The sequence below is a fragment of the Shewanella psychropiezotolerans genome (assembly GCF_007197555.1).
Taxonomy (GTDB): Bacteria; Pseudomonadota; Gammaproteobacteria; order Enterobacterales; family Shewanellaceae; genus Shewanella; species Shewanella psychropiezotolerans.
Genome location: NZ_CP041614.1, coordinates 318,805 through 339,205, shown reverse-complemented (window position 1 = coordinate 339,205; position 20,401 = coordinate 318,805). Strand labels below are relative to the sequence as shown.

The 20,401-nt window shown below is 46.5% G+C and carries 11 protein-coding genes and 4 rRNA genes; 4 read left to right on the top strand and 11 right to left on the bottom strand.

The window, feature by feature from the left end; genetic code table 11:
* Positions 1-128: 128 nt before the first annotated feature.
* From FM037_RS01490 to FM037_RS01465, 6 genes are all read right to left on the bottom strand, one after another.
* Positions 129-1,673 (bottom strand): 16S ribosomal RNA (locus FM037_RS01490).
* A gap of 1,471 nt (positions 1,674-3,144) precedes the next feature.
* Positions 3,145-3,260, bottom strand: a 5S ribosomal RNA gene (gene rrf / locus FM037_RS01485).
* Between the two features lie 174 nt (positions 3,261-3,434).
* Positions 3,435-6,339: ribosomal RNA gene (locus FM037_RS01480) — 23S ribosomal RNA — on the bottom strand.
* A 478-nt stretch (positions 6,340-6,817) separates the two neighbouring features.
* Positions 6,818-8,362, bottom strand: a 16S ribosomal RNA gene (locus FM037_RS01475).
* The 16S, 23S and 5S rRNA genes sit together here, the layout of an rRNA operon.
* 582 nt (positions 8,363-8,944) lie before the next feature.
* The gene (gene fieF, locus FM037_RS01470) at positions 8,945-9,814 is read right to left on the bottom strand and encodes a cation efflux pump FieF (RefSeq protein WP_144044535.1); all 870 of its coding nucleotides are present in this window, start codon (positions 9,812-9,814) and stop codon (positions 8,945-8,947) included.
* A gap of 108 nt (positions 9,815-9,922) precedes the next feature.
* Positions 9,923-10,405 (bottom strand): Spy/CpxP family protein refolding chaperone, encoded by a 483-nt coding sequence (locus FM037_RS01465; RefSeq protein WP_407695622.1) that lies wholly within the window; start codon positions 10,403-10,405, stop codon positions 9,923-9,925.
* Positions 10,406-10,657: 252 nt separating this feature from the next.
* Between FM037_RS01465 and FM037_RS01460 the strand changes: the two genes are divergently transcribed.
* Positions 10,658-11,341: a response regulator gene (locus FM037_RS01460; protein WP_144044533.1), complete on the top strand. Its 684-nt coding sequence runs from the start codon at positions 10,658-10,660 to the stop codon at positions 11,339-11,341.
* Positions 11,341-12,720, top strand: a complete 1,380-nt coding sequence (locus FM037_RS01455) for an ATP-binding protein (RefSeq protein WP_144044532.1) — start codon at positions 11,341-11,343, stop codon at positions 12,718-12,720. The genes FM037_RS01460 and FM037_RS01455 overlap by 1 nt, the downstream gene beginning before the upstream one ends.
* A 102-nt stretch (positions 12,721-12,822) precedes the next feature.
* On the opposite strand, the gene FM037_RS01450 is transcribed toward FM037_RS01455, so the two are convergent.
* Positions 12,823-13,491 carry a TetR/AcrR family transcriptional regulator gene (locus FM037_RS01450; RefSeq protein WP_144048775.1) on the bottom strand — a complete coding sequence of 223 codons (669 nt, stop codon included), beginning with the start codon at positions 13,489-13,491 and terminating at the stop codon, positions 12,823-12,825.
* A 132-nt stretch (positions 13,492-13,623) separates the two neighbouring features.
* Between FM037_RS01450 and FM037_RS01445 the strand changes: the two genes are divergently transcribed.
* Positions 13,624-14,487, top strand: coding sequence for a LysR family transcriptional regulator (locus FM037_RS01445; protein ID WP_144044531.1), 864 nt, complete (start codon positions 13,624-13,626; stop codon positions 14,485-14,487).
* Between the two features lie 115 nt (positions 14,488-14,602).
* On the opposite strand, the gene FM037_RS01440 is transcribed toward FM037_RS01445, so the two are convergent.
* The 3 genes from FM037_RS01440 to FM037_RS01430 form a co-directional block, all read right to left on the bottom strand.
* Positions 14,603-15,778 carry a DcaP family trimeric outer membrane transporter gene (locus FM037_RS01440; protein ID WP_407695621.1) on the bottom strand — a complete coding sequence of 392 codons (1,176 nt, stop codon included), beginning with the start codon at positions 15,776-15,778 and terminating at the stop codon, positions 14,603-14,605.
* A 316-nt stretch (positions 15,779-16,094) separates the two neighbouring features.
* Entirely contained in the window at positions 16,095-16,448 is a 354-nt protein-coding gene (locus FM037_RS01435) for a cytochrome c3 family protein (protein WP_144044530.1), read from the bottom strand.
* A gap of 27 nt (positions 16,449-16,475) precedes the next feature.
* Entirely contained in the window at positions 16,476-17,996 is a 1,521-nt protein-coding gene (locus tag FM037_RS01430) for a flavocytochrome c (protein ID WP_144044529.1), read from the bottom strand.
* A 267-nt stretch (positions 17,997-18,263) separates the two neighbouring features.
* Here FM037_RS01430 and FM037_RS01425 point away from each other — a divergent pair, with 267 nt between their 5' ends.
* Complete coding sequence (locus FM037_RS01425) at positions 18,264-19,181, top strand: LysR family transcriptional regulator (protein ID WP_144044528.1); 918 nt, start codon at positions 18,264-18,266, stop codon at positions 19,179-19,181.
* 62 nt (positions 19,182-19,243) lie between these two features.
* Here the strand turns inward: FM037_RS01425 and acuI are convergent, their stop codons facing one another.
* A complete protein-coding gene (gene acuI, locus FM037_RS01420) occupies positions 19,244-20,224 on the bottom strand; it encodes an acrylyl-CoA reductase (NADPH) (protein ID WP_144044527.1) in 981 nt (326 codons plus the stop codon).
* Positions 20,225-20,401: the final 177 nt, after the last annotated feature.

The following is a 20,401-nucleotide window of genomic DNA, read 5'->3' as shown; positions in this document are numbered from 1 at the left end:
TTCACATTAACACTATCAGCTTTCCAAATTTTTAAAGAACGCTAACTCTCGCTTGGAGAATTAGTTTGCTCTAACAAGAACAAGTTATCTGTGTGAACACTCAGCAAATATTGAGTTAGTCGTATAGGTAAGGAGGTGATCCAGCCCCAGGTTCCCCTAGGGCTACCTTGTTACGACTTCACCCCAGTCATGAACCACACCGTGGTAAACGCCCTCCCCGAAGGGTTAAGCTATCTACTTCTGGTGCAGCCCACTCCCATGGTGTGACGGGCGGTGTGTACAAGGCCCGGGAACGTATTCACCGTGACATTCTGATTCACGATTACTAGCGATTCCGACTTCACGGAGTCGAGTTGCAGACTCCGATCCGGACTACGACCGGCTTTGTGGGATTAGCTTGACCTCGCGGCTTTGCGACCCTCTGTACCGACCATTGTAGCACGTGTGTAGCCCTACTCGTAAGGGCCATGATGACTTGACGTCGTCCCCACCTTCCTCCGGTTTATCACCGGCAGTCTCCCTAAAGTTCCCACCATTACGTGCTGGCAAATAAGGATAAGGGTTGCGCTCGTTGCGGGACTTAACCCAACATTTCACAACACGAGCTGACGACAGCCATGCAGCACCTGTCTCACGGTTCCCGAAGGCACTAATTCATCTCTGAAAAATTCCGTGGATGTCAAGAGTAGGTAAGGTTCTTCGCGTTGCATCGAATTAAACCACATGCTCCACCGCTTGTGCGGGCCCCCGTCAATTCATTTGAGTTTTAACCTTGCGGCCGTACTCCCCAGGCGGTCTACTTAATGCGTTAGCTTGGGAACCCAGTGTTCAAGACACCAAATTCCGAGTAGACATCGTTTACGGCGTGGACTACCAGGGTATCTAATCCTGTTTGCTCCCCACGCTTTCGTACCTGAGCGTCAGTCTTTGTCCAGGGGGCCGCCTTCGCCACCGGTATTCCTTCAGATCTCTACGCATTTCACCGCTACACCTGAAATTCTACCCCCCTCTACAAGACTCTAGTTTGCCAGTTCAAAATGCAATTCCCAGGTTGAGCCCGGGGCTTTCACATCTTGCTTAACAAACCGCCTGCGTACGCTTTACGCCCAGTAATTCCGATTAACGCTTGCACCCCTCGTATTACCGCGGCTGCTGGCACGAAGTTAGCCGGTGCTTCTTCTGCGAGTAACGTCACAGCTGTAGTTTATTAAACTACAACCTTTCCTCCTCGCTGAAAGTGCTTTACAACCCGAAGGCCTTCTTCACACACGCGGCATGGCTGCATCAGGCTTTCGCCCATTGTGCAATATTCCCCACTGCTGCCTCCCGTAGGAGTCTGGACCGTGTCTCAGTTCCAGTGTGGCTGATCATCCTCTCAGACCAGCTAGGGATCGTCGCCTTGGTAAGCCATTACCTTACCAACTAGCTAATCCCACCTAGGTACATCCAATCGCGAAAGGCCCGAAGGTCCCCTCCTTTCCCCCGTAGGGCGTATGCGGTATTAGCAGTCGTTTCCAACTGTTATCCCCCTCGACTGGGCAGTTCCCTAGGCATTACTCACCCGTCCGCCGCTCGACAGCAAAGGTGCAAGCACCTTTCTGTTTCCGCTCGACTTGCATGTGTTAGGCCTGCCGCCAGCGTTCAATCTGAGCCATGATCAAACTCTTCAATTAAAGTTCTTTTGATGCATCCTCTTTCGAAGATGACATCGGCTCAATGAATTATACTGTTTATATAAGTGATCCGAACTAGGTTCGAATCTATGAACACTCATTCATTGAGTAATATTTTGATTGCCGACATTCCGAAGAACAGAAGGCAATTTCGAATAACTCAATACCTGTGAGTGTCCACACAGATTTCTTGTTTTGAATTGTTAAAGAGCGTTGCTAACATGAAGAGCGAATCTTTCAGGTAGCAGCCTTAGACGCTAGGTCGTTGGCTTGAGGAGGCGTATTCTACACTCTCCGTGATTGGCGTCAAGGGCTTTTTTAAGAAGATTTTTAAGCGGTTAAATAACCACCAACAAAACATTCATAACCAAACTCATTTAACTCCCTGACTCGTCTCATTATCGCTATGGCTACTGCCTTAATGACGCTGTTTACCGTGTCAGTGGATGCGCATTATAGGGGTATCAGCCCAGAGCACAAGCGCTTTTTTAAAGAAAATGATGATATAAAGACTGAGTGAACACTTATCATTCAATACGTTTATATAAGATACAGAGCAGCCTTACAAACACAGGGATAAATCATGAAACAAAAGATGCAAGGCCCATTTAATCCCTTCTTCCCGGTTAAAGCCGGCCCTACACAATAGAACAATGCTCATCCCCAACGTAGGAGCGTGCTTTAGCCGCGAAGTTTGCATCATCCTTGGCAACTTTAGAGCAAGGCAGTTGGTAGTCCTAAACATCAGATGTATGGATCGCGTAATGAAGTAGTCATGAAACTGGGGACCAAGCCACATGTATGTGGTGAATGTCAGAAATGCATGAATGCATGAATGCAATTTCTGACCAAGCTCAGCGGCGGACCGTCATGGATGGCGGAAGTGTCGATATTGAACGACTATATGGATATAGGAGGTACGAGACCAAGGATGGACGAAGGTAGAATAATGCAGCAGCTGTTACCGAGGAGAATTTATCGACCAACATCGACTCTTTATAAACCAAAGTGGCATTGCACGTGCGTGCTTAAGTGGATAAGCCACCTGATATCTGTACCGGTAAGTTCGAGCTATTCAGCCAAACTTTATTAAATCCCAGACGCAAACCCTTTCCTACGCCACCCTTGGCGTTCAAGGATAAGTACTTCCTGTACAAAAAAGCCACCTTAATAAGGTGGCTTAGTCACTGTTAAGTCAGGAGTGCGCCTGGAAATGACAAATTGCAGACGCAAAAAGCGGAGGCGCCTTCCAATAGCCCAGCTTCGGATAAATCCTCCGCGTTCTACCGCAGCATCAAACTTCGTTTGCTGAACGCAGCGATATCACCCTACTATCACATAAAAGGATGCATGCTGCGCATGCGCTATCTATATTCCCCATGTGAGAAGCTCATTTCAAAAGCTGTTAAACGAAAAAATCCCCAACACTAGGTGCTGGGGATTTATCGACTCTCTTTACGAGAAATTAGGCGCCTGGAAATGACCTACTCTCACATGGGGAGACCCCACACTACCATCGGCGCGATTGCGTTTCACTTCTGAGTTCGAGATGGATTCAGGTGGGGCCACAATGCTATGGTTTCCAGACTAATTTGACGATTACTTTCAGCTTTTTAAAAAAGCTAAAGGTAAAAGAATTTAGAAAGCTGTATCTAGATTTCTCTAAATAATAAATAATTAGGTTCGACTTAAATCAAGTTCGTATTCTTTTGTGCTTATGAAGTAATACACACACTAACTACACAAACCCATCTGGGTTGTATGGTTAAGCCTCACGAGTCATTAGTACAGGTTAGCTCAACGCCTCACAACGCTTACACACCCTGCCTATCAACGTCCTAGTCTCGAACGGCTCTTTAGAGGAATTAAATTCCTAGGGATGACTCATCTTAGGACTCGCTTCCCGCTTAGATGCTTTCAGCGGTTATCGATTCCGAACGTAGCTACCGGGCAATGCTATTGGCATAACAACCCGAACACCAGCGGTTCGTCCACTCCGGTCCTCTCGTACTAGGAGCAGCTTCCTTCAATCATCCAACGCCCACGGCAGATAGGGACCGAACTGTCTCACGACGTTCTGAACCCAGCTCGCGTACCACTTTAAATGGCGAACAGCCATACCCTTGGGACCGACTTCAGCCCCAGGATGTGATGAGCCGACATCGAGGTGCCAAACACCGCCGTCGATATGAACTCTTGGGCGGTATCAGCCTGTTATCCCCGGCGTACCTTTTATCCGTTGAGCGATGGCCCTTCCATACAGAACCACCGGATCACTATGACCTACTTTCGTACCTGCTCGACGTGTATGTCTCGCAGTTAAGCTGGCTTATGCCATTGCACTAACCGTACGATGTCCGACCGTACTTAGCCAACCTTCGTGCTCCTCCGTTACTCTTTGGGAGGAGACCGCCCCAGTCAAACTACCCACCAGGCACTGTCCTCAACCCCGATTCAGGGGCCTGAGTTAGAACATCAAAACTACAAGGGTGGTATTTCAAGGTTGACTCCATCAGAACTAGCGTCCCAACTTCAAAGTCTCCCACCTATCCTACACATGTAGGTTCAATGTTCAGTGCCAAGCTATAGTAAAGGTGCACGGGGTCTTTCCGTCTAGCCGCGGGTATACGGCATCTTCACCGCAATTTCAACTTCACTGAGTCTCGGCTGGAGACAGCGTGGCCATCATTACGCCATTCGTGCAGGTCGGAACTTACCCGACAAGGAATTTCGCTACCTTAGGACCGTTATAGTTACGGCCGCCGTTTACCGGGGCTTCGATCATGAGCTTCTCCGAAGATAACCCAATCAATTAACCTTCCGGCACCGGGCAGGCGTCATACCGTATACTTCCTCTTGCGAGTTTGCACAGTACTGTGTTTTTGATAAACAGTTGCAGCCACCTGGTATCTGCGACTCCCAACAGCTTAGAGAGCAAGTCTCATCACCGTCGGGAGCGTACCTTCTCCCGAAGTTACGGTACCATTTTGCCTAGTTCCTTCAGCCGAGTTCTCTCAAGCGCCTTGGTATTCTCTACCCAACCACCTGTGTCGGTTTGGGGTACGATTCCTACTAACCTGAAGCTTAGAAGATTTTCCTGGAAGCATGGCATCAACTACTTCAACCCCTTAGGGTCTCGTCATCAGTCCTCAGTCTTGCAATTTAATGCGTATTCCCGGATTTGCCTAAGAATACAACCTACAACCTTAAACGCGGACAACCAACGCCGCGCTAGTCTAGCCTTCTCCGTCTCTCCATCGCAGTTAGCAGAAGTACAGGAATATTAACCTGTTTCCCATCGATTACGCCTTTCGGCCTCACCTTAGGGGTCGACTTACCCTGCCCTGATTAACATTGGACAGGAAACCTTGGTCTTTCGGCGAGGGAGTTTTTCACTCCCTTTATCGTTACTCATGTCAGCATTCGCACTTCTGATACCTCCAGGATGGGTTACCCCTTTCCCTTCAACGGCTTACAGAACGCTCCTCTACCGCACCAGTGCAAGCACTAGTACCCATAGCTTCGGTGTATTGCTTAGCCCCGTTAAATCTTCCGCGCAGGCCGACTCGACTAGTGAGCTATTACGCTTTCTTTAAAAGATGGCTGCTTCTAAGCCAACTTCCTAGCTGTCTAAGCCTTCCCACATCGTTTCCCACTTAGCAATAACTTTGGGACCTTAGCTGATGGTCTGGGTTGTTTCCCTTTCCACGACGGACGTTAGCACCCGCCGTGTGTCTCCCGAGTAGTACTCATTGGTATTCGGAGTTTGCAAAGGGTTGGTAAGTCGGGATGACCCCCTAGCCTTAACAGTGCTCTACCCCCAATGGTATTCGCTCGAGGCGCTACCTAAATAGCTTTCGAGGAGAACCAGATATCTCCCGGTTTGATTGGCCTTTCACCCCCATCCACAAGTCATCCGCTCATTTTTCAACATAAGTCGGTTCGGTCCTCCAGTTGATGTTACTCAACCTTCAACCTGCCCATGGATAGATCACCGGGTTTCGGGTCTACACCTTGCAACTAAACGCGCAGTTAACACTCGGTTTCCCTACGGCTCCGCTATTCGCTTAACCTCGCTACAAAATGTAAGTCGCTGACCCATTATACAAAAGGTACGCAGTCACGGTCTCAAGAACCGCTCCCACTGCTTGTACGTATACGGTTTCAGGTTCTATTTCACTCCCCTCACAGGGGTTCTTTTCGCCTTTCCCTCACGGTACTGGTTCACTATCGGTCAGTCAGGAGTATTTAGCCTTGGAGGATGGTCCCCCCATGTTCAGACAAGATGTCACGTGTCCCGTCCTACTCGTTTTCATCTATGGTTAGTTTTCATGTACGGGGCTATCACCCTGTGCCGCTGAGCTTTCCAACTCATTCCACTAACACCCCATAGACTTAAGGGCTAATCCCCGTTCGCTCGCCGCTACTAGGGGAATCTCGGTTGATTTCTGTTCCTCCGGGTACTTAGATGTTTCAGTTCCCCGGGTTTGCCTCACTACACTATGTATTCATGTAGTGATACTCACTTATGTGAGTGGGTTTCCCCATTCGGACATCGTTAGCTCAAATGCTTGTTACTAGCTCGCCAACGCTTTTCGCAAGTTACTACGTCCTTCATCGCCTCTGACTGCCAAGGCATCCACCGTATACGCTTAGTCACTTAACCATACAACCCACATGGGTCTTTATCCGCTTGCCACTGTACTGTTATGCAGCGTTACTCAAGCTCACTTGTCGGTTATGTAGTGAACTACACGCCCTCCTCGTTCGCTTTCGCGTCTTGCCTAACAACACATTGACTGCGCTAACAGACTCAATATTCTCTACGGATAGTAGAAAACAAATTGTATCGCAACTAATGGTGTTTACTTTCGCCAAAAGAATACTCTTGAATTGCATCGCTGCAATTCGGCACTTGATTTAAGTGTTTGAGAACTCAATTATTTATTTTTCGCGCTAATGCTATTAACCACTGTAATCCTTACCTCTTACGAAGTAGCTTTCACAATAGTCCCTTTCACATTAACACTATCAGCTTTCCAAATTTTTAAAGAACGCTAACTCTCGCTTGGAGAATTAGTTTGCTCTAACAAGAACAAGTTATCTGTGTGAACACTCAGCAAATATTGAGTTAGTCGTATAGGTAAGGAGGTGATCCAGCCCCAGGTTCCCCTAGGGCTACCTTGTTACGACTTCACCCCAGTCATGAACCACACCGTGGTAAACGCCCTCCCCGAAGGGTTAAGCTATCTACTTCTGGTGCAGCCCACTCCCATGGTGTGACGGGCGGTGTGTACAAGGCCCGGGAACGTATTCACCGTGACATTCTGATTCACGATTACTAGCGATTCCGACTTCACGGAGTCGAGTTGCAGACTCCGATCCGGACTACGACCGGCTTTGTGGGATTAGCTTGACCTCGCGGCTTTGCGACCCTCTGTACCGACCATTGTAGCACGTGTGTAGCCCTACTCGTAAGGGCCATGATGACTTGACGTCGTCCCCACCTTCCTCCGGTTTATCACCGGCAGTCTCCCTAAAGTTCCCACCATTACGTGCTGGCAAATAAGGATAAGGGTTGCGCTCGTTGCGGGACTTAACCCAACATTTCACAACACGAGCTGACGACAGCCATGCAGCACCTGTCTCACGGTTCCCGAAGGCACTAATTCATCTCTGAAAAATTCCGTGGATGTCAAGAGTAGGTAAGGTTCTTCGCGTTGCATCGAATTAAACCACATGCTCCACCGCTTGTGCGGGCCCCCGTCAATTCATTTGAGTTTTAACCTTGCGGCCGTACTCCCCAGGCGGTCTACTTAATGCGTTAGCTTGGGAACCCAGTGTTCAAGACACCAAATTCCGAGTAGACATCGTTTACGGCGTGGACTACCAGGGTATCTAATCCTGTTTGCTCCCCACGCTTTCGTACCTGAGCGTCAGTCTTTGTCCAGGGGGCCGCCTTCGCCACCGGTATTCCTTCAGATCTCTACGCATTTCACCGCTACACCTGAAATTCTACCCCCCTCTACAAGACTCTAGTTTGCCAGTTCAAAATGCAATTCCCAGGTTGAGCCCGGGGCTTTCACATCTTGCTTAACAAACCGCCTGCGTACGCTTTACGCCCAGTAATTCCGATTAACGCTTGCACCCCTCGTATTACCGCGGCTGCTGGCACGAAGTTAGCCGGTGCTTCTTCTGCGAGTAACGTCACAGCTGCAGTTTATTAAACTACAACCTTTCCTCCTCGCTGAAAGTGCTTTACAACCCGAAGGCCTTCTTCACACACGCGGCATGGCTGCATCAGGCTTTCGCCCATTGTGCAATATTCCCCACTGCTGCCTCCCGTAGGAGTCTGGACCGTGTCTCAGTTCCAGTGTGGCTGATCATCCTCTCAGACCAGCTAGGGATCGTCGCCTTGGTAAGCCATTACCTTACCAACTAGCTAATCCCACCTAGGTACATCCAATCGCGAAAGGCCCGAAGGTCCCCTCCTTTCCCCCGTAGGGCGTATGCGGTATTAGCAGTCGTTTCCAACTGTTATCCCCCTCGACTGGGCAGTTCCCTAGGCATTACTCACCCGTCCGCCGCTCGACAGCAAAGTAGCAAGCTACTTTCTGTTTCCGCTCGACTTGCATGTGTTAGGCCTGCCGCCAGCGTTCAATCTGAGCCATGATCAAACTCTTCAATTAAAGTTCTTTTGATGCATCCTCTTTCGAAGATGACATCGGCTCAATGAATTATACTGTTTATATAAGTGATCCGAACTAGGTTCGAATCTATGAACACTCATTCATTGAGTAATATTTTGATTGCCGACATTCCGAGGAACAGAAGGCAATTTCGAATAACTCAATACCTGTGAGTGTCCACACAGATTTCTTGTTTTGAATTGTTAAAGAGCTGGTGCTTGGTAGCACCGCCGTTAGACGCTAGGTCGCTGGCTTTTACTTACTTCCCAAGGCGTTCCGCCTTGGCTAGGGATGCGTATTCTACACTTCCCGTTGTTGGCGTCAAGGGCTTTTAAAAATTTAACTTTTAACCGCTTACTTATTGCCCTGACTGGGTTTCAGCTTCGTTTAAGAAGACTGGTTTGCCGTGTCAGTGGATGCGCATTATAGGGATGTCAGCCCAGAGCGCAAGGGCTATTTCGAGAAAAAGTGATGTTTTTGGAACCTTATAGCTTAGCCACACAATACCCACGAGTTACCCCCAGACTTACCCACAATTTAGAAGGGTTTTGTCCAAAATACAGGCTCAGCTCAAGTTATTAGCTATACAGGGTCTTGATGTATGATGACCTCAGCATCAGAAAATGCCTCTCTTATTCTCGCTTCGGTCTTATCAGCGATAACATGCGCCTCTCTTAAGCTAAGAGAACCATCCAGTTCTAAATGGCATTGAATAAATGTAGTCTTGCCTGATTCACGAGTTCTTAAATCATGGATGCCTTTAACTTGTGGGTCTTGTTGGGCCAACTTGACTATCTTTAACCGGGTGTCGTCGTCTAGCTCTCTATCGAGTAGGGACTGAATTGAGCGATAGCCTAAACCCAAAGCTTGTTGGCCAATGAAGATTGCAATAAGGATTGCAAACAAGCCATCAGCCCACCACCAGCCATATTGTGAGAGCACTAGCGCCACTAATACGGCTGCATTCAGAAATAGATCTGATTTATAGTGAAGTGCGTCGGCCTCTACAATAGTACTAGATGTAGCGGCTAACGCTTTCTTCTGCAGAACAACTAAAGCAAAGGTTAGGATAATAGCCACTATAGATACCACGACACCCAACATGGCATGATGAACTGGTGTAGGGTTAATTAAACGATCTCCACCATGAAATAATAGTAAGAAGGCGGAACCTAAAATAAATGCAGACTGAGCTAATGCCGCTAATGGCTCAGCTTTACCATGCCCATATCTATGATCTTGGTCTGCCGGGACTATGGCATATCGAATGGCGATGAAGTTAACTATAGATGCGAGCGCATCCGCAAAGGAGTCTGTCAATGACGCTAGCATGCTAGCAGATCCTGAGTACATCCAGGCTGCCATCTTAATAATAATAAGGGTCAAAGCTGTAGCCACTGCAGCGCGGCTAGCTAACTTGACCCAAAAGTCGTATTGGGAATCTTGATTCATGAGATCATATTTCTACTATATATAGCTATTAACTTTCTTGTTAAGAATAGCAAGCAGGGGAAGCCTATGACCTCAAGTGTATATCAATACACCTTTAAAAACTGATGACTAGTGCCAACCTTTACGTTCGCTTTTACGTGAATGGCCTTTTTCAAAGTTATCTTTGAACTGTTCTTGTTGCTCAGGCGTAAGAAGCTTATATATCTTATTCTGAACTTTCATCATCTCTAGCTTCTTATATTTAGCCTTATCTTGTCTCACTTGCATCAGCTCTTGCGCTTTTGTCTCATCGAAGCTATCGGCTGTGATCAAACTTAAGAACTCGGCTTTCTTGGCTTTACGCTCTTCCTTGGTAGGACGATTCTCTTTCATTGCCGACTTTTGCTCTTTCATTAGTGACTTAATTTCTGACTTCTGCTCGTCGGTCAAATCTAAACCTCTAAACATTTGACGCATACCACCATGGTGAGCCATACGATCGCTCTTCATATGATGCTGACCGTCATGTTGTCCATCTTCCGCGTATACAGCCGATGTCATAAGAGCCGTGCTTGCTACAATTGCGAGTAAACCTGCTTTAAATGTATTCATTTTCATTTCACTGACCTCTATCTGTGGGTGAGTTATCTCACGTCATTCAACACAACCTAGTTTAACGAGTTCAATGTAAGTCAGGGTTTATGCAAGGTAAATCACTGTAAATTTACTGAGTAATTATATTTCAATCTCGACTCAATCGACCTCTAATGCGATCTTTACTTAGACTTACATTGATAAACTGCAATTGACATCTAAAAAGGTATACTCCTCTTGTTAGCATATTGATTTAAGGTAAAGACACATATGAACCATCTGTTACTGATAGACGATGACTTGGGCTTGTCGGAGTTATTAGCACAACTTCTGGAATTGGAAGGCTTCGAGCTAACACTTGCCCATGATGGACAATCAGGCTTAGAACTTGCTCTGGATAAAGATTACGACCTGATTCTTCTCGATGTCATGTTGCCAAAGCTAAATGGTTTCGAGGTGTTGAAATCTCTCCGAGCTAACAAGCAGACACCTGTGCTAATGCTCACCGCTCGCGGTGACGAGATTGATAGAGTTGTTGGACTCGAGATAGGAGCCGACGACTATTTGCCTAAACCTTTCAATGATAGAGAGCTAGTCGCACGAATCAAGGCGATTATTCGTCGTAGCCATATTTTACCCAACGACAAGCAACCCAGTGTTTATGAATATGGCGATATCACGCTAGACCCGAGCCGTCAGGAAGTTTATTGTCAGGAGCAGCTACTCATACTTACCGGAACTGAGTTTGGTTTATTATTTGAAATGGTACAAAATGCAGGTGACTTGATAAGTAAAGATAGCTTGAGTGAGAAAGTACTCAATAAGAAGCTGATGCCATTCGACAGAAGCTTAGATATGCACCTTTCTAATCTACGTAAGAAGCTACCAGAACGTATGGATGGTAGACCCAGAGTCAAGACTATTCGCGGCAAAGGTTACATCTGGCTACCCTAATGACAGTGAGTAGACTCCCAAACCGCATATTTATTAAATTATTACTCGGCTTCTGGCTCTGCAGCTCCTTGATCATAGCCATTGTGGGTCTGCTACCTCTATTACAGCAAAACCATGACAGGGCACCGCTTCCCCCTCATCTTGCAAAGATGCTCGTCAGGGTTGCCGAACGGGTCAGTATACGTTTGGAAGACGGTCCCCAATCGATTAACAGCAGTCGATTTAAACGGCTCACTCATATCAGAGATAGAAACGACAAGCCTGTCCGTTTTTATATTGTCGATCATCAGGGCAGAGTCATTAACTCACACAAGGTATCTCGGGGTTTACGCCGCTTCATGCTGATGGCAGATGAGGCCGAACGGCCTATGACACATCAATTTAAGAGAGAATTGATTTTTGGCCCCTATGAGTTCGATGTCAAAGGAGAAAAATACTCAATTTATGGCAGACTAGCCGATCATCATCCACGCCCTTGGTTTTTCTTCTTCGCCGAAAATAAACTACTGACATTAAGTCTAGCCATCATACTCTCCGGCCTCTTATGTGGCCTGCTCGCCTGGCACCTGGGAAAACCGCTGCGAACATTGAGATTAAGCGCCGATGCACTTGCGGCCGGAGATTTAACCAGCCGTGTAGATAAGGCAACCACTAATCGCAAAGATGAGATTGGTCAGCTAGCTCTGGCATTTAACGGTATGGCAAATTCAGTTGAGAATATGGTTAAAAGCCAACAAAGGCTCATTAGTGATATCTCCCATGAGCTAAGAACACCACTGACCCGGTTACAATTAGCCTTAGCCTTGGCCCGTAAGAAGGGACAGGAATCAGCCGAAACGGAACGTATCGGCTATGAAGCAGAACAGCTAGAACAGATGATCGCTGAGTTGCTTGAGCTTTCTCGAGTAAAGCTCAACATTCACGATACTAAGCATCTAGTGTCGCTCAATGAAACCTTGAGTCAGGTACTCGATGATGCAGATTTTGAAGCTTCTCAGCAGGGCAAGCAACTCTTGATAGATATTGATGACGCTATCTCTATGCCAACAAGCCCTAGACCACTGGCTAGAGCAATTGAAAACTTGCTCAGAAATGCGATTCGCTATGCCGAGCAGCAGATCAATATCACGGCTCAAGCATCCGACACAGAAGTCACAATTATTATCTGCGACGACGGACCTGGCATCGAGAATGAACAAGATCTACATGCTATCTTCGACCCATTCTATCGACCTCAAACGGCTCGGGAGAGAGAGTCTGGCGGCTGGGGGCTAGGGCTGGCAATTACTAAGGCTGCTATTGATGCTCACCAGGGAGAAATAGTTGCAGATAACCTTACTCCCCATGGTCTTAGAGTCACTATCAAACTACCCAGCTAGCCATATTGAGTACATAAATAGTGAGACTAAGGATCATAATGGATGCTCACCAAGGAAAGGTAACCGCTGAGAACATTTTTCCCAGCGGCCTCAAAGTCAGCATTAAGCTACCGACATAAACATTTTTTGTTGATCATGCACTCGGTTATTGGCTGACAGCCAAGCTGAAAATTCAAGTTTAGTGGGGATACGTTTATCTGAGTGTCCCATCAGATGGGTTAGTGCGTAACTGAATTGATAGTACATCTGCACATCACCACTATGCTTATTAGCATCGTCGCTATTTATCATGGCGCCGCGTAAATAGTTGACCACGAGTTCAGCCCTGTCGAAACCGGCAACATCACCAACTTGGCTAATCAGGGCTTTATTCCACTGCTCATACTGAGAGTGAAGCTTCTCGAAGCGATGGCGGTAATACTCAGTCGCTTGCACTAAAATCTCAGCATTTGGCATCACACGCTCGATGACAAAACGTTGATTAAATAAAGTATCTCGCAGGCGCCAGCAGTGGTGAAATAAGATTCGCTTTAAAGGCTCGTTATAATTTAACTCATCTTCTTTAGCTTGAGTCAGCCAGCGGCTGTAATCGGCACACGCTACCGCGGCAATAAGATCGGCTTCTGAGGGGAAGTGGTTATAGATGGTTCCTTTAGAGATCTGGCTTGCCTTCACCAGATGTGAGCGACACAGATCGAATGTCTTATGCCCTTGCAGGCACCGTTGAGCGACCTCTATCAAGTAATTGCCACGCTGCTCCCAGTTACTCATCATCAACCTCATCACACTTCCAGTAAACAATCTAATTTCAACTTCACAATCATAAGGTAACAAGCTTCAATACAATTCGATATTGAGTAATACTGGTAGCACCATTTACTATTTCGATATCAACACACGGCCATGCTTAAGATTGAATTATTAGAAGGTTTTATCGCTGTCGCCGAGTGCGGAAATTTATCCAAGGCGGCGGAGAAGATCTGTCGGACTCAATCAACCCTGAGCCTGCAAATTAAAAAGCTGGAGGAGAGTGTGGGCCGGCCATTATTACTGAGGGATAATAAAGGTGTCACGCTGACAGAGTCAGGGGAAACCCTGCTTAACTACGCGTATAAGATGATGCAGCTAAATTCTCAAGCGCTCAATGAACTCAAAGATTGTCAAAACAAGGAAGTTATTCGCTTCGGTGTTCCTACCGATTACATTAATCGTTACCTCGATAGCTGCCTACTTGAGTTTATTCGCGAATTCACCTGCATCGAATTAGTCATAGATACCGATGTGAGTGGCAATCTCTATAACCGTCTGCATCAGGGCGAGTTCGATGTTATCGTCGCGACTCACTGGCAAGCGCCAGCAGCAGGACATGGTGAACTACTGTTTGAACGCCGCTTTCACTGGGCAGCGGCCAAAGGCGGCAATGCCCACAAGCGCGATACCGTACCTATGGCACTCTACCCTGAAAACTGCCCTATTCGAGCCCAGGTCTTTGCCAACCACCAGATATCGATGCGTCCAATTAATGTTCTGCTTTCCACTCCCTCGCCAACGGCTCTGTGCATGGCAGTTGAGAACGATTTAGCCATTGCACCTATCGCAGAGTTTCGCATCAACGATAAGATGGAGATCCTCGATCCTATCGAACACAACCTGCCACCTTTGCCGGTATTTAATGAGTCCCTGTATCTCAATCCAGATACACAAACTAAAGCGACTAACCAGTTAATCACCTTGATTAAGGCAAACACTGAAAAGTACCAGAAATAACTCGTTCTTCAATTCTCACCCACAAAAAAGGAGGCTTTAAGCCTCCTTGAGTTTCTCTTGAGAATCGTTGCTTCAGCAATAAATCACTTAACCCCAACATTCTAATTTTATATAGTTAAAGTGTATATTTAACCGAGAACGTCACTCGATTTAACTCACCGTCATCACCATTTTGCTTCGTGTTTTCAGCGTACATATACTCAACACCGACGGTCAAAGGCTTAACCGGTGAGTAGAGTAAATTCACATAACCAGAATACGATTCTTCATTCACTTCGCCACCCGTTAACGCGACATCATTATCGGCTTTAAAACCTGAAATAGTTAAACTTGAGCGCCACTTATCATTCCACCAATGACGATATGAAGCAAAACCACCGTAGGAACTAATGGCTTCAATATCACCCTCACTATTTAATACACCGGCATTGGCATAATTGAGCGCCATATAGCGGCCCATACCTTCACCCAGCGTAGCTGAAAGTTTGATATCGTCACTACCAACCGGAATGACACCGGTAAAACTGACACCGTAACCCATCTCCTGAGTATCCAGATCACCCAGCTCAATGTTTAGCTGTCTAGCTAAACCGGCAACGGTGAACTTAGCACCACCTTCCGTTTTAAAATTATAACGCGCAACGAAATCTGGCACCATGCCACTGCCGCTGGTAATACGAGGACCACCACCATATGGAGTCACAGTAGTCTCAGGATTCTCTAGTGCAAACTGGAAGCCTCCATTGGTATAACGAACCATAGATTGACGAACAAACGGCGTGCCTTCAGCCGCGCCGACAAAATCTAAGTTCTCAGGAAGCGCGCCAGGGTTTTGGAACGTACTCCAGGTCTGGCCCAGGGTCCAATTATCAAAACTGACGATGGCATGACGAATACGAGGAGAGTAACTATTTGAAATACGCTCATTACCATCTGCATGGGTCATGAAATCAAGTTCGATAAATCCACTTAACTTATGACCATCAAGATTTGTACTGGTTTTGAAGTTAAAACGTGACTCGCGAGCCTGAAAGTCGACAACTTGCTCGCCATTACCCTCTGCGCCATAAATAGCACCTGGCACATAAAACTGTCTGGAAATGGCCCCTGAACCCGGGGCACCATTGCTGTAATCACTGAACATGACGTCCGTTTTTACATACCCACCAAATTTGAATTCTGTATCTCCAGTTTGTGCAGTCGCACATGGAGTACTTAAGGCAACAACTACAGCTGTTCCAATTAAACTAAGTCTTCTTTTTTTTTGATTAATGAGAGTTTTCATCGACATATTTCTTCCTGAAAATATACTATTTTTCATCACATCACCGTTATATTCTTATTGTTAAAATGACCTTCCCTGAAAAGAAGTTAATTAAGGGAAGCTGTTTCACATGAGTGCCGCTCAACACTAATAACCGCATGAAGTCAGCTCTTAGGTTTATTGGCAAATCTAATTACCTAAGCCAAAGTCATTTCTTGCAAGGAACAAGCGACCAAGCGCTTGTCATTGTGAAAAAGCCAACCATATTCAGAAAACACAAACTAAATATGGCTGGTCGCTTCGGTTCAGACCGAAGGTGGGAAACTAACTAAACTTCAGCACACTACTCTTTATGCTTATCAAACTTAAAAGTATGACAATTGCTGCACATAGGCTTCTTAGGCTTATGTTCGCCATGACATTCCTGACAAGGAAGATCCTTACCATAGTGCAGATTATTATGTGGATTCTGCCACCGATCCTCTTCGCTACGTGCAGTCTGCTCGGCTAGGTCATCAATATCATGACACTGCAGGCAGGCTTGATCTGATGGAAATTGCTTGATGCCATTGTCATGACATGTCTTACAATCCTTACCAATCACCTCTTTATGATGGTCACGCATCTCTACCGCTTGAGCCGATAAACTCACTAAGCCAGTTAAGACCAGTGCGAGTACAATATTTAGTTTTTTCATTATTGATTCCTCTTATTACAGGTCTAATTAGGCTTTCATCATGCTGCGTGCAGCTGTCATACCCATCACCATACACTCTGGAATTGAGCAGCTACCGAGACGGCTTACCCCATGGATCCCGCCACAAACTTCACCCGCAGCATATAGACCTGAGATAGGTTTTCCCGTGAAGCTATCTTTAACCTCAGCTTCAGTATTCACCTGTACACCACCTTGGCAGTAATGCACTTTCGGCCATAAACGAACCACGGTAAATGGTGCTTGGATATACTTGTCCTTCGCCTTAGTCATGTTCTTACCGAACTGCGTATCTTCGCCGGACTTAACGTAGCTGTTGTACTCTTCGATCTGCGCCTTAAGCGGCTTCAGTGGTACTTCGAAGTGCTTGGCTAATTCTTCAATCGTGTCAAACTTCCAACCTACATTGTACTTAATCACTTTCTTGGTATTAGGATGCTTCTTTGAATCCTTATAGCTGGTGATCAAGATAGGAGGTAGCGCCTCACCTTTCTCATCTCGACAGCCCAACTCGGCATCGGCGCGAGTCTTACGGTCAGCAATTTCATTCATGAAACGCTTACCGGTCAGACGGTTGATCGCCATTGAATGAGGGAAATTATAGATAGAGTAGTTAGACACATAACCGAACCCACCTTCATCTGGTGATGCCCAAGGGCCTGATTGGATATGAGCCAAATGCACTGGGATTGCACCTAAACGGAACATCTCATACATACCTTCACCAGTCGCACCTGGTGCGTTAGTGCAACCCACTTCAGAAGTTAATGTCGGGTCTTGCGCCATACGCAGATCAATATTCTGAGCGAAACCACCAGTCGCCATGATCACACCGCGCTTTGCTCGGATCTTAATGACTTTACCTGGCTGATCTTCACCGAAATGGTAGTTTTCACGCATTTTAACGCCAAGAATTTCGCCTTTCTCCCCCACTAAGAAACCTTCGAACTTAGAGCGATTATGGGTCTTAACACCGATCTTTTTACACTCTTTATAGAGAGGTTGGGTGATACCGGCGCCACAGCTCACAGTAGTCTGGTAAGTACGGGCAACCGAATGACCACCTAACTGCTGTAAGTATGGATGAAACTCGGAGCCCGCATCCATAGTCATCTGTAGCGCTTCAACTGCATGCTCAGCCACATGTCTTAGTAGCGCCTCATCGGCAACACCACGGCCCGACTTCATCTGATCAGCAACCATTCTTTCTACTGAGTCCTGCACACCTTCTTTCTTCTGCATAGGCGTACCTGGAGCTGCAAAAAGGCCACCATTGATAGCTGAGTTACCACCGAAATATGACATCTTCTCGAAGATATGAACGTCTTTTGCACCTTTACGTGTGGCTTCGATTGCTGCAGCTAAGCCAGCAAAACCAGAACCAATAATTAGCACCTCAACTTCTTTATCCCATTTAACTCCGTCCGCTTTTTCAGAAATGGCCATTGCTGGTGCTGCTATTGCCACGCCGGCAGCAGCTCCCATTCCTTTTATGAAATTACGGCGTCCAAGCAGATTGTTATTGCTCATCTGTCATCACCCTTTATAGTTTTTTTCGACAAGATGATCATAAAGGTGGAATCAGTTCCAAAACGGGAGTTACAAAACAGTGTGCCAAAACATTTTGATAACATTGTGAAAGTTCAGACTAGGTTCAAATTCACGTAAAATTACAACTTTAGAGGTATTTTGGAATCGATTCCAAAGTCAGATAAAGAGCTCGAAAGGTAAGGAAAACCAAGCGTGGGTCACACCATGGTGTTAGTGTTATGAGAAGAAATACCTAAATAAGTGTGTATGGAACTAGAAGATATCTACCGGCAGGATCTAAGTTTGCTAATCGCATTACAGATCTTGGTTGAAGAGTGTAGTGTTACTCAAGCCGCTAAGCGCTTACATCTGAGCCAATCTGCCACCAGCAGAATTTTAGCTCGTCTGCGAGAAATGCTTAATGACCCTCTCTTTACCCGTGTAGGACAAAAATTAGTACCCACTCAATTCGCCCTAGATTGTTATTCACAGTTACAACAACCTACAGGGCAATTGATTGAGCTACTGACTCCCAAAGAATTTAACCCAAGTGAATGTCAGCAAAAATTCACCATCGCCGCCACAGACTATGCGATGCAGGCCCTAGTGCCTTTCGTACTACCAGAAATCTACAGTAAAGCCCCCAATATCAAACTCGAGGTCATACCGGTTCAACATAGGGAATTACAATCACAATTAAGCCAGCAAGGAGCTGACCTGGCTATCTGTCGGGCAATCGGTCAAACCCTCCAGCTCAGTCAAGAATTTCTCGGTAAAGTCGGCGTAAGCTGCCTATTATCGCCCGAGCATCCTTTGGCTGATTCAACCCTCACATTAGCAGATTACCTGCACTTCCCCCACGCGACCATAGCCATCAGCGATGGTGTGAAGGCCCTGGTTGATTCGGCTATTGTGGCACATCCCGATCGTAATGAGCTACTAAGAACCTCTCATCTAGACAGCGCGCTAGCTTTATTAAAATTTCATCCTTTGATCATCACCTTACCTGAGGGTATGGCTGAGCTTGCAGCATCGAAGCATAGACTCAGGCTTAAACCACTTCCTTTTGAGATCCCAGCATTAGACTACAACCTATTTTGGCATTCCAAATCTGAGCGGGATAAAGCCCACAAGTGGTTAAGGCAAGAGATAACGGTTTTAATTCGTCAGTTGCTTAAGCAATAATCCAGACAATAAAAAGCCCAGCAAAATCTGGGCTTAGATAGAAAAGCGACGGAGCAATAACGTTAAACTTTAACCAGTACTCGGCCAGTGACTTGGCCTTTAACTATCTTATCGGCATAGGTTGCGACCTCATCGAGTTCAATGGTCTGAGCCGCTTGCTGATAGTAACTTTCCGGTAATAGCTCTATGACTCGCTCCCAAGCTGCTTGGCGTTTTTCCAAGGGACATGAAACCGAATCGATACCGAGTAGGCTTACACCACGTAAAATAAACGGCATCACGGTTGTTGGCAGTGCAAAACCGCCTGCAAGACCACAAATAGCCGCGGCGCCGCCGTAGTTCATCTGGGCCAGCGCCGTTGCCAGCACTTTATTGCCTACGGTATCGACGATACCAGCCCAGCGCTGCTTCTCTAATGGCCTAGAATCTTGCTCTAGCTCGCTACGTTCGATCACTTCACTGGCTCCGAGTGAAATCAACAACTCGCTGTTTTGCTCGACTCGTCCAGAGCTCGCCACAACCTTATAGCCCAGTCTCGCAAGTAAAGATATAGCTACTGAGCCCACGCCACCGCTAGCACCTGTCACAAGAATCTCACCAGATTCAGGTGTGATCTTGGCATCTTGTAATGCCTGCACACATAACATGGCGGTTAAACCCGCCGTGCCGATCATCATGGCCTTCTTGGCATTACAAGCTTGTGGCATAGGGACTAACCAGTCGCCTTTAACACGAGCCTTTTCTGCCATGCCGCCCCAGTGATTCTCACCAACTCCCCAGCCAGTCAAGATAACCTCATCACCCTTTTTATAACGCGGATCGGCTGATTCACTCACCACACCGGCAAAGTCGATACCAGGGACCATAGGGAAATTACGAATAATACGGCCAATTCCAGTTACAGCCAGTCCATCTTTATAGTTCAACGATGAATAAGCGACATCGACTAACACCTCACCTTCGGGGAGATCAGACTCTTGGAGCTGAGTGATGTTTGCTAGAGTACTTTTGCCTTCCTGAGTTAAAACCAGTGCTTTGAACATGATGAACTCCTCTGAAATAATACTGCTAGCATAAAGCAAAAGTCATCATGCTTAAATTGCATTATTTGCATATGTTACATGCATGGAAGACATAGATATCAATTCCAAACCTTACCAAACAGAGTGCAACCGAGTGACAAACCAGAAGAGCGATTTGTCACTCTGATTCAAACTCCA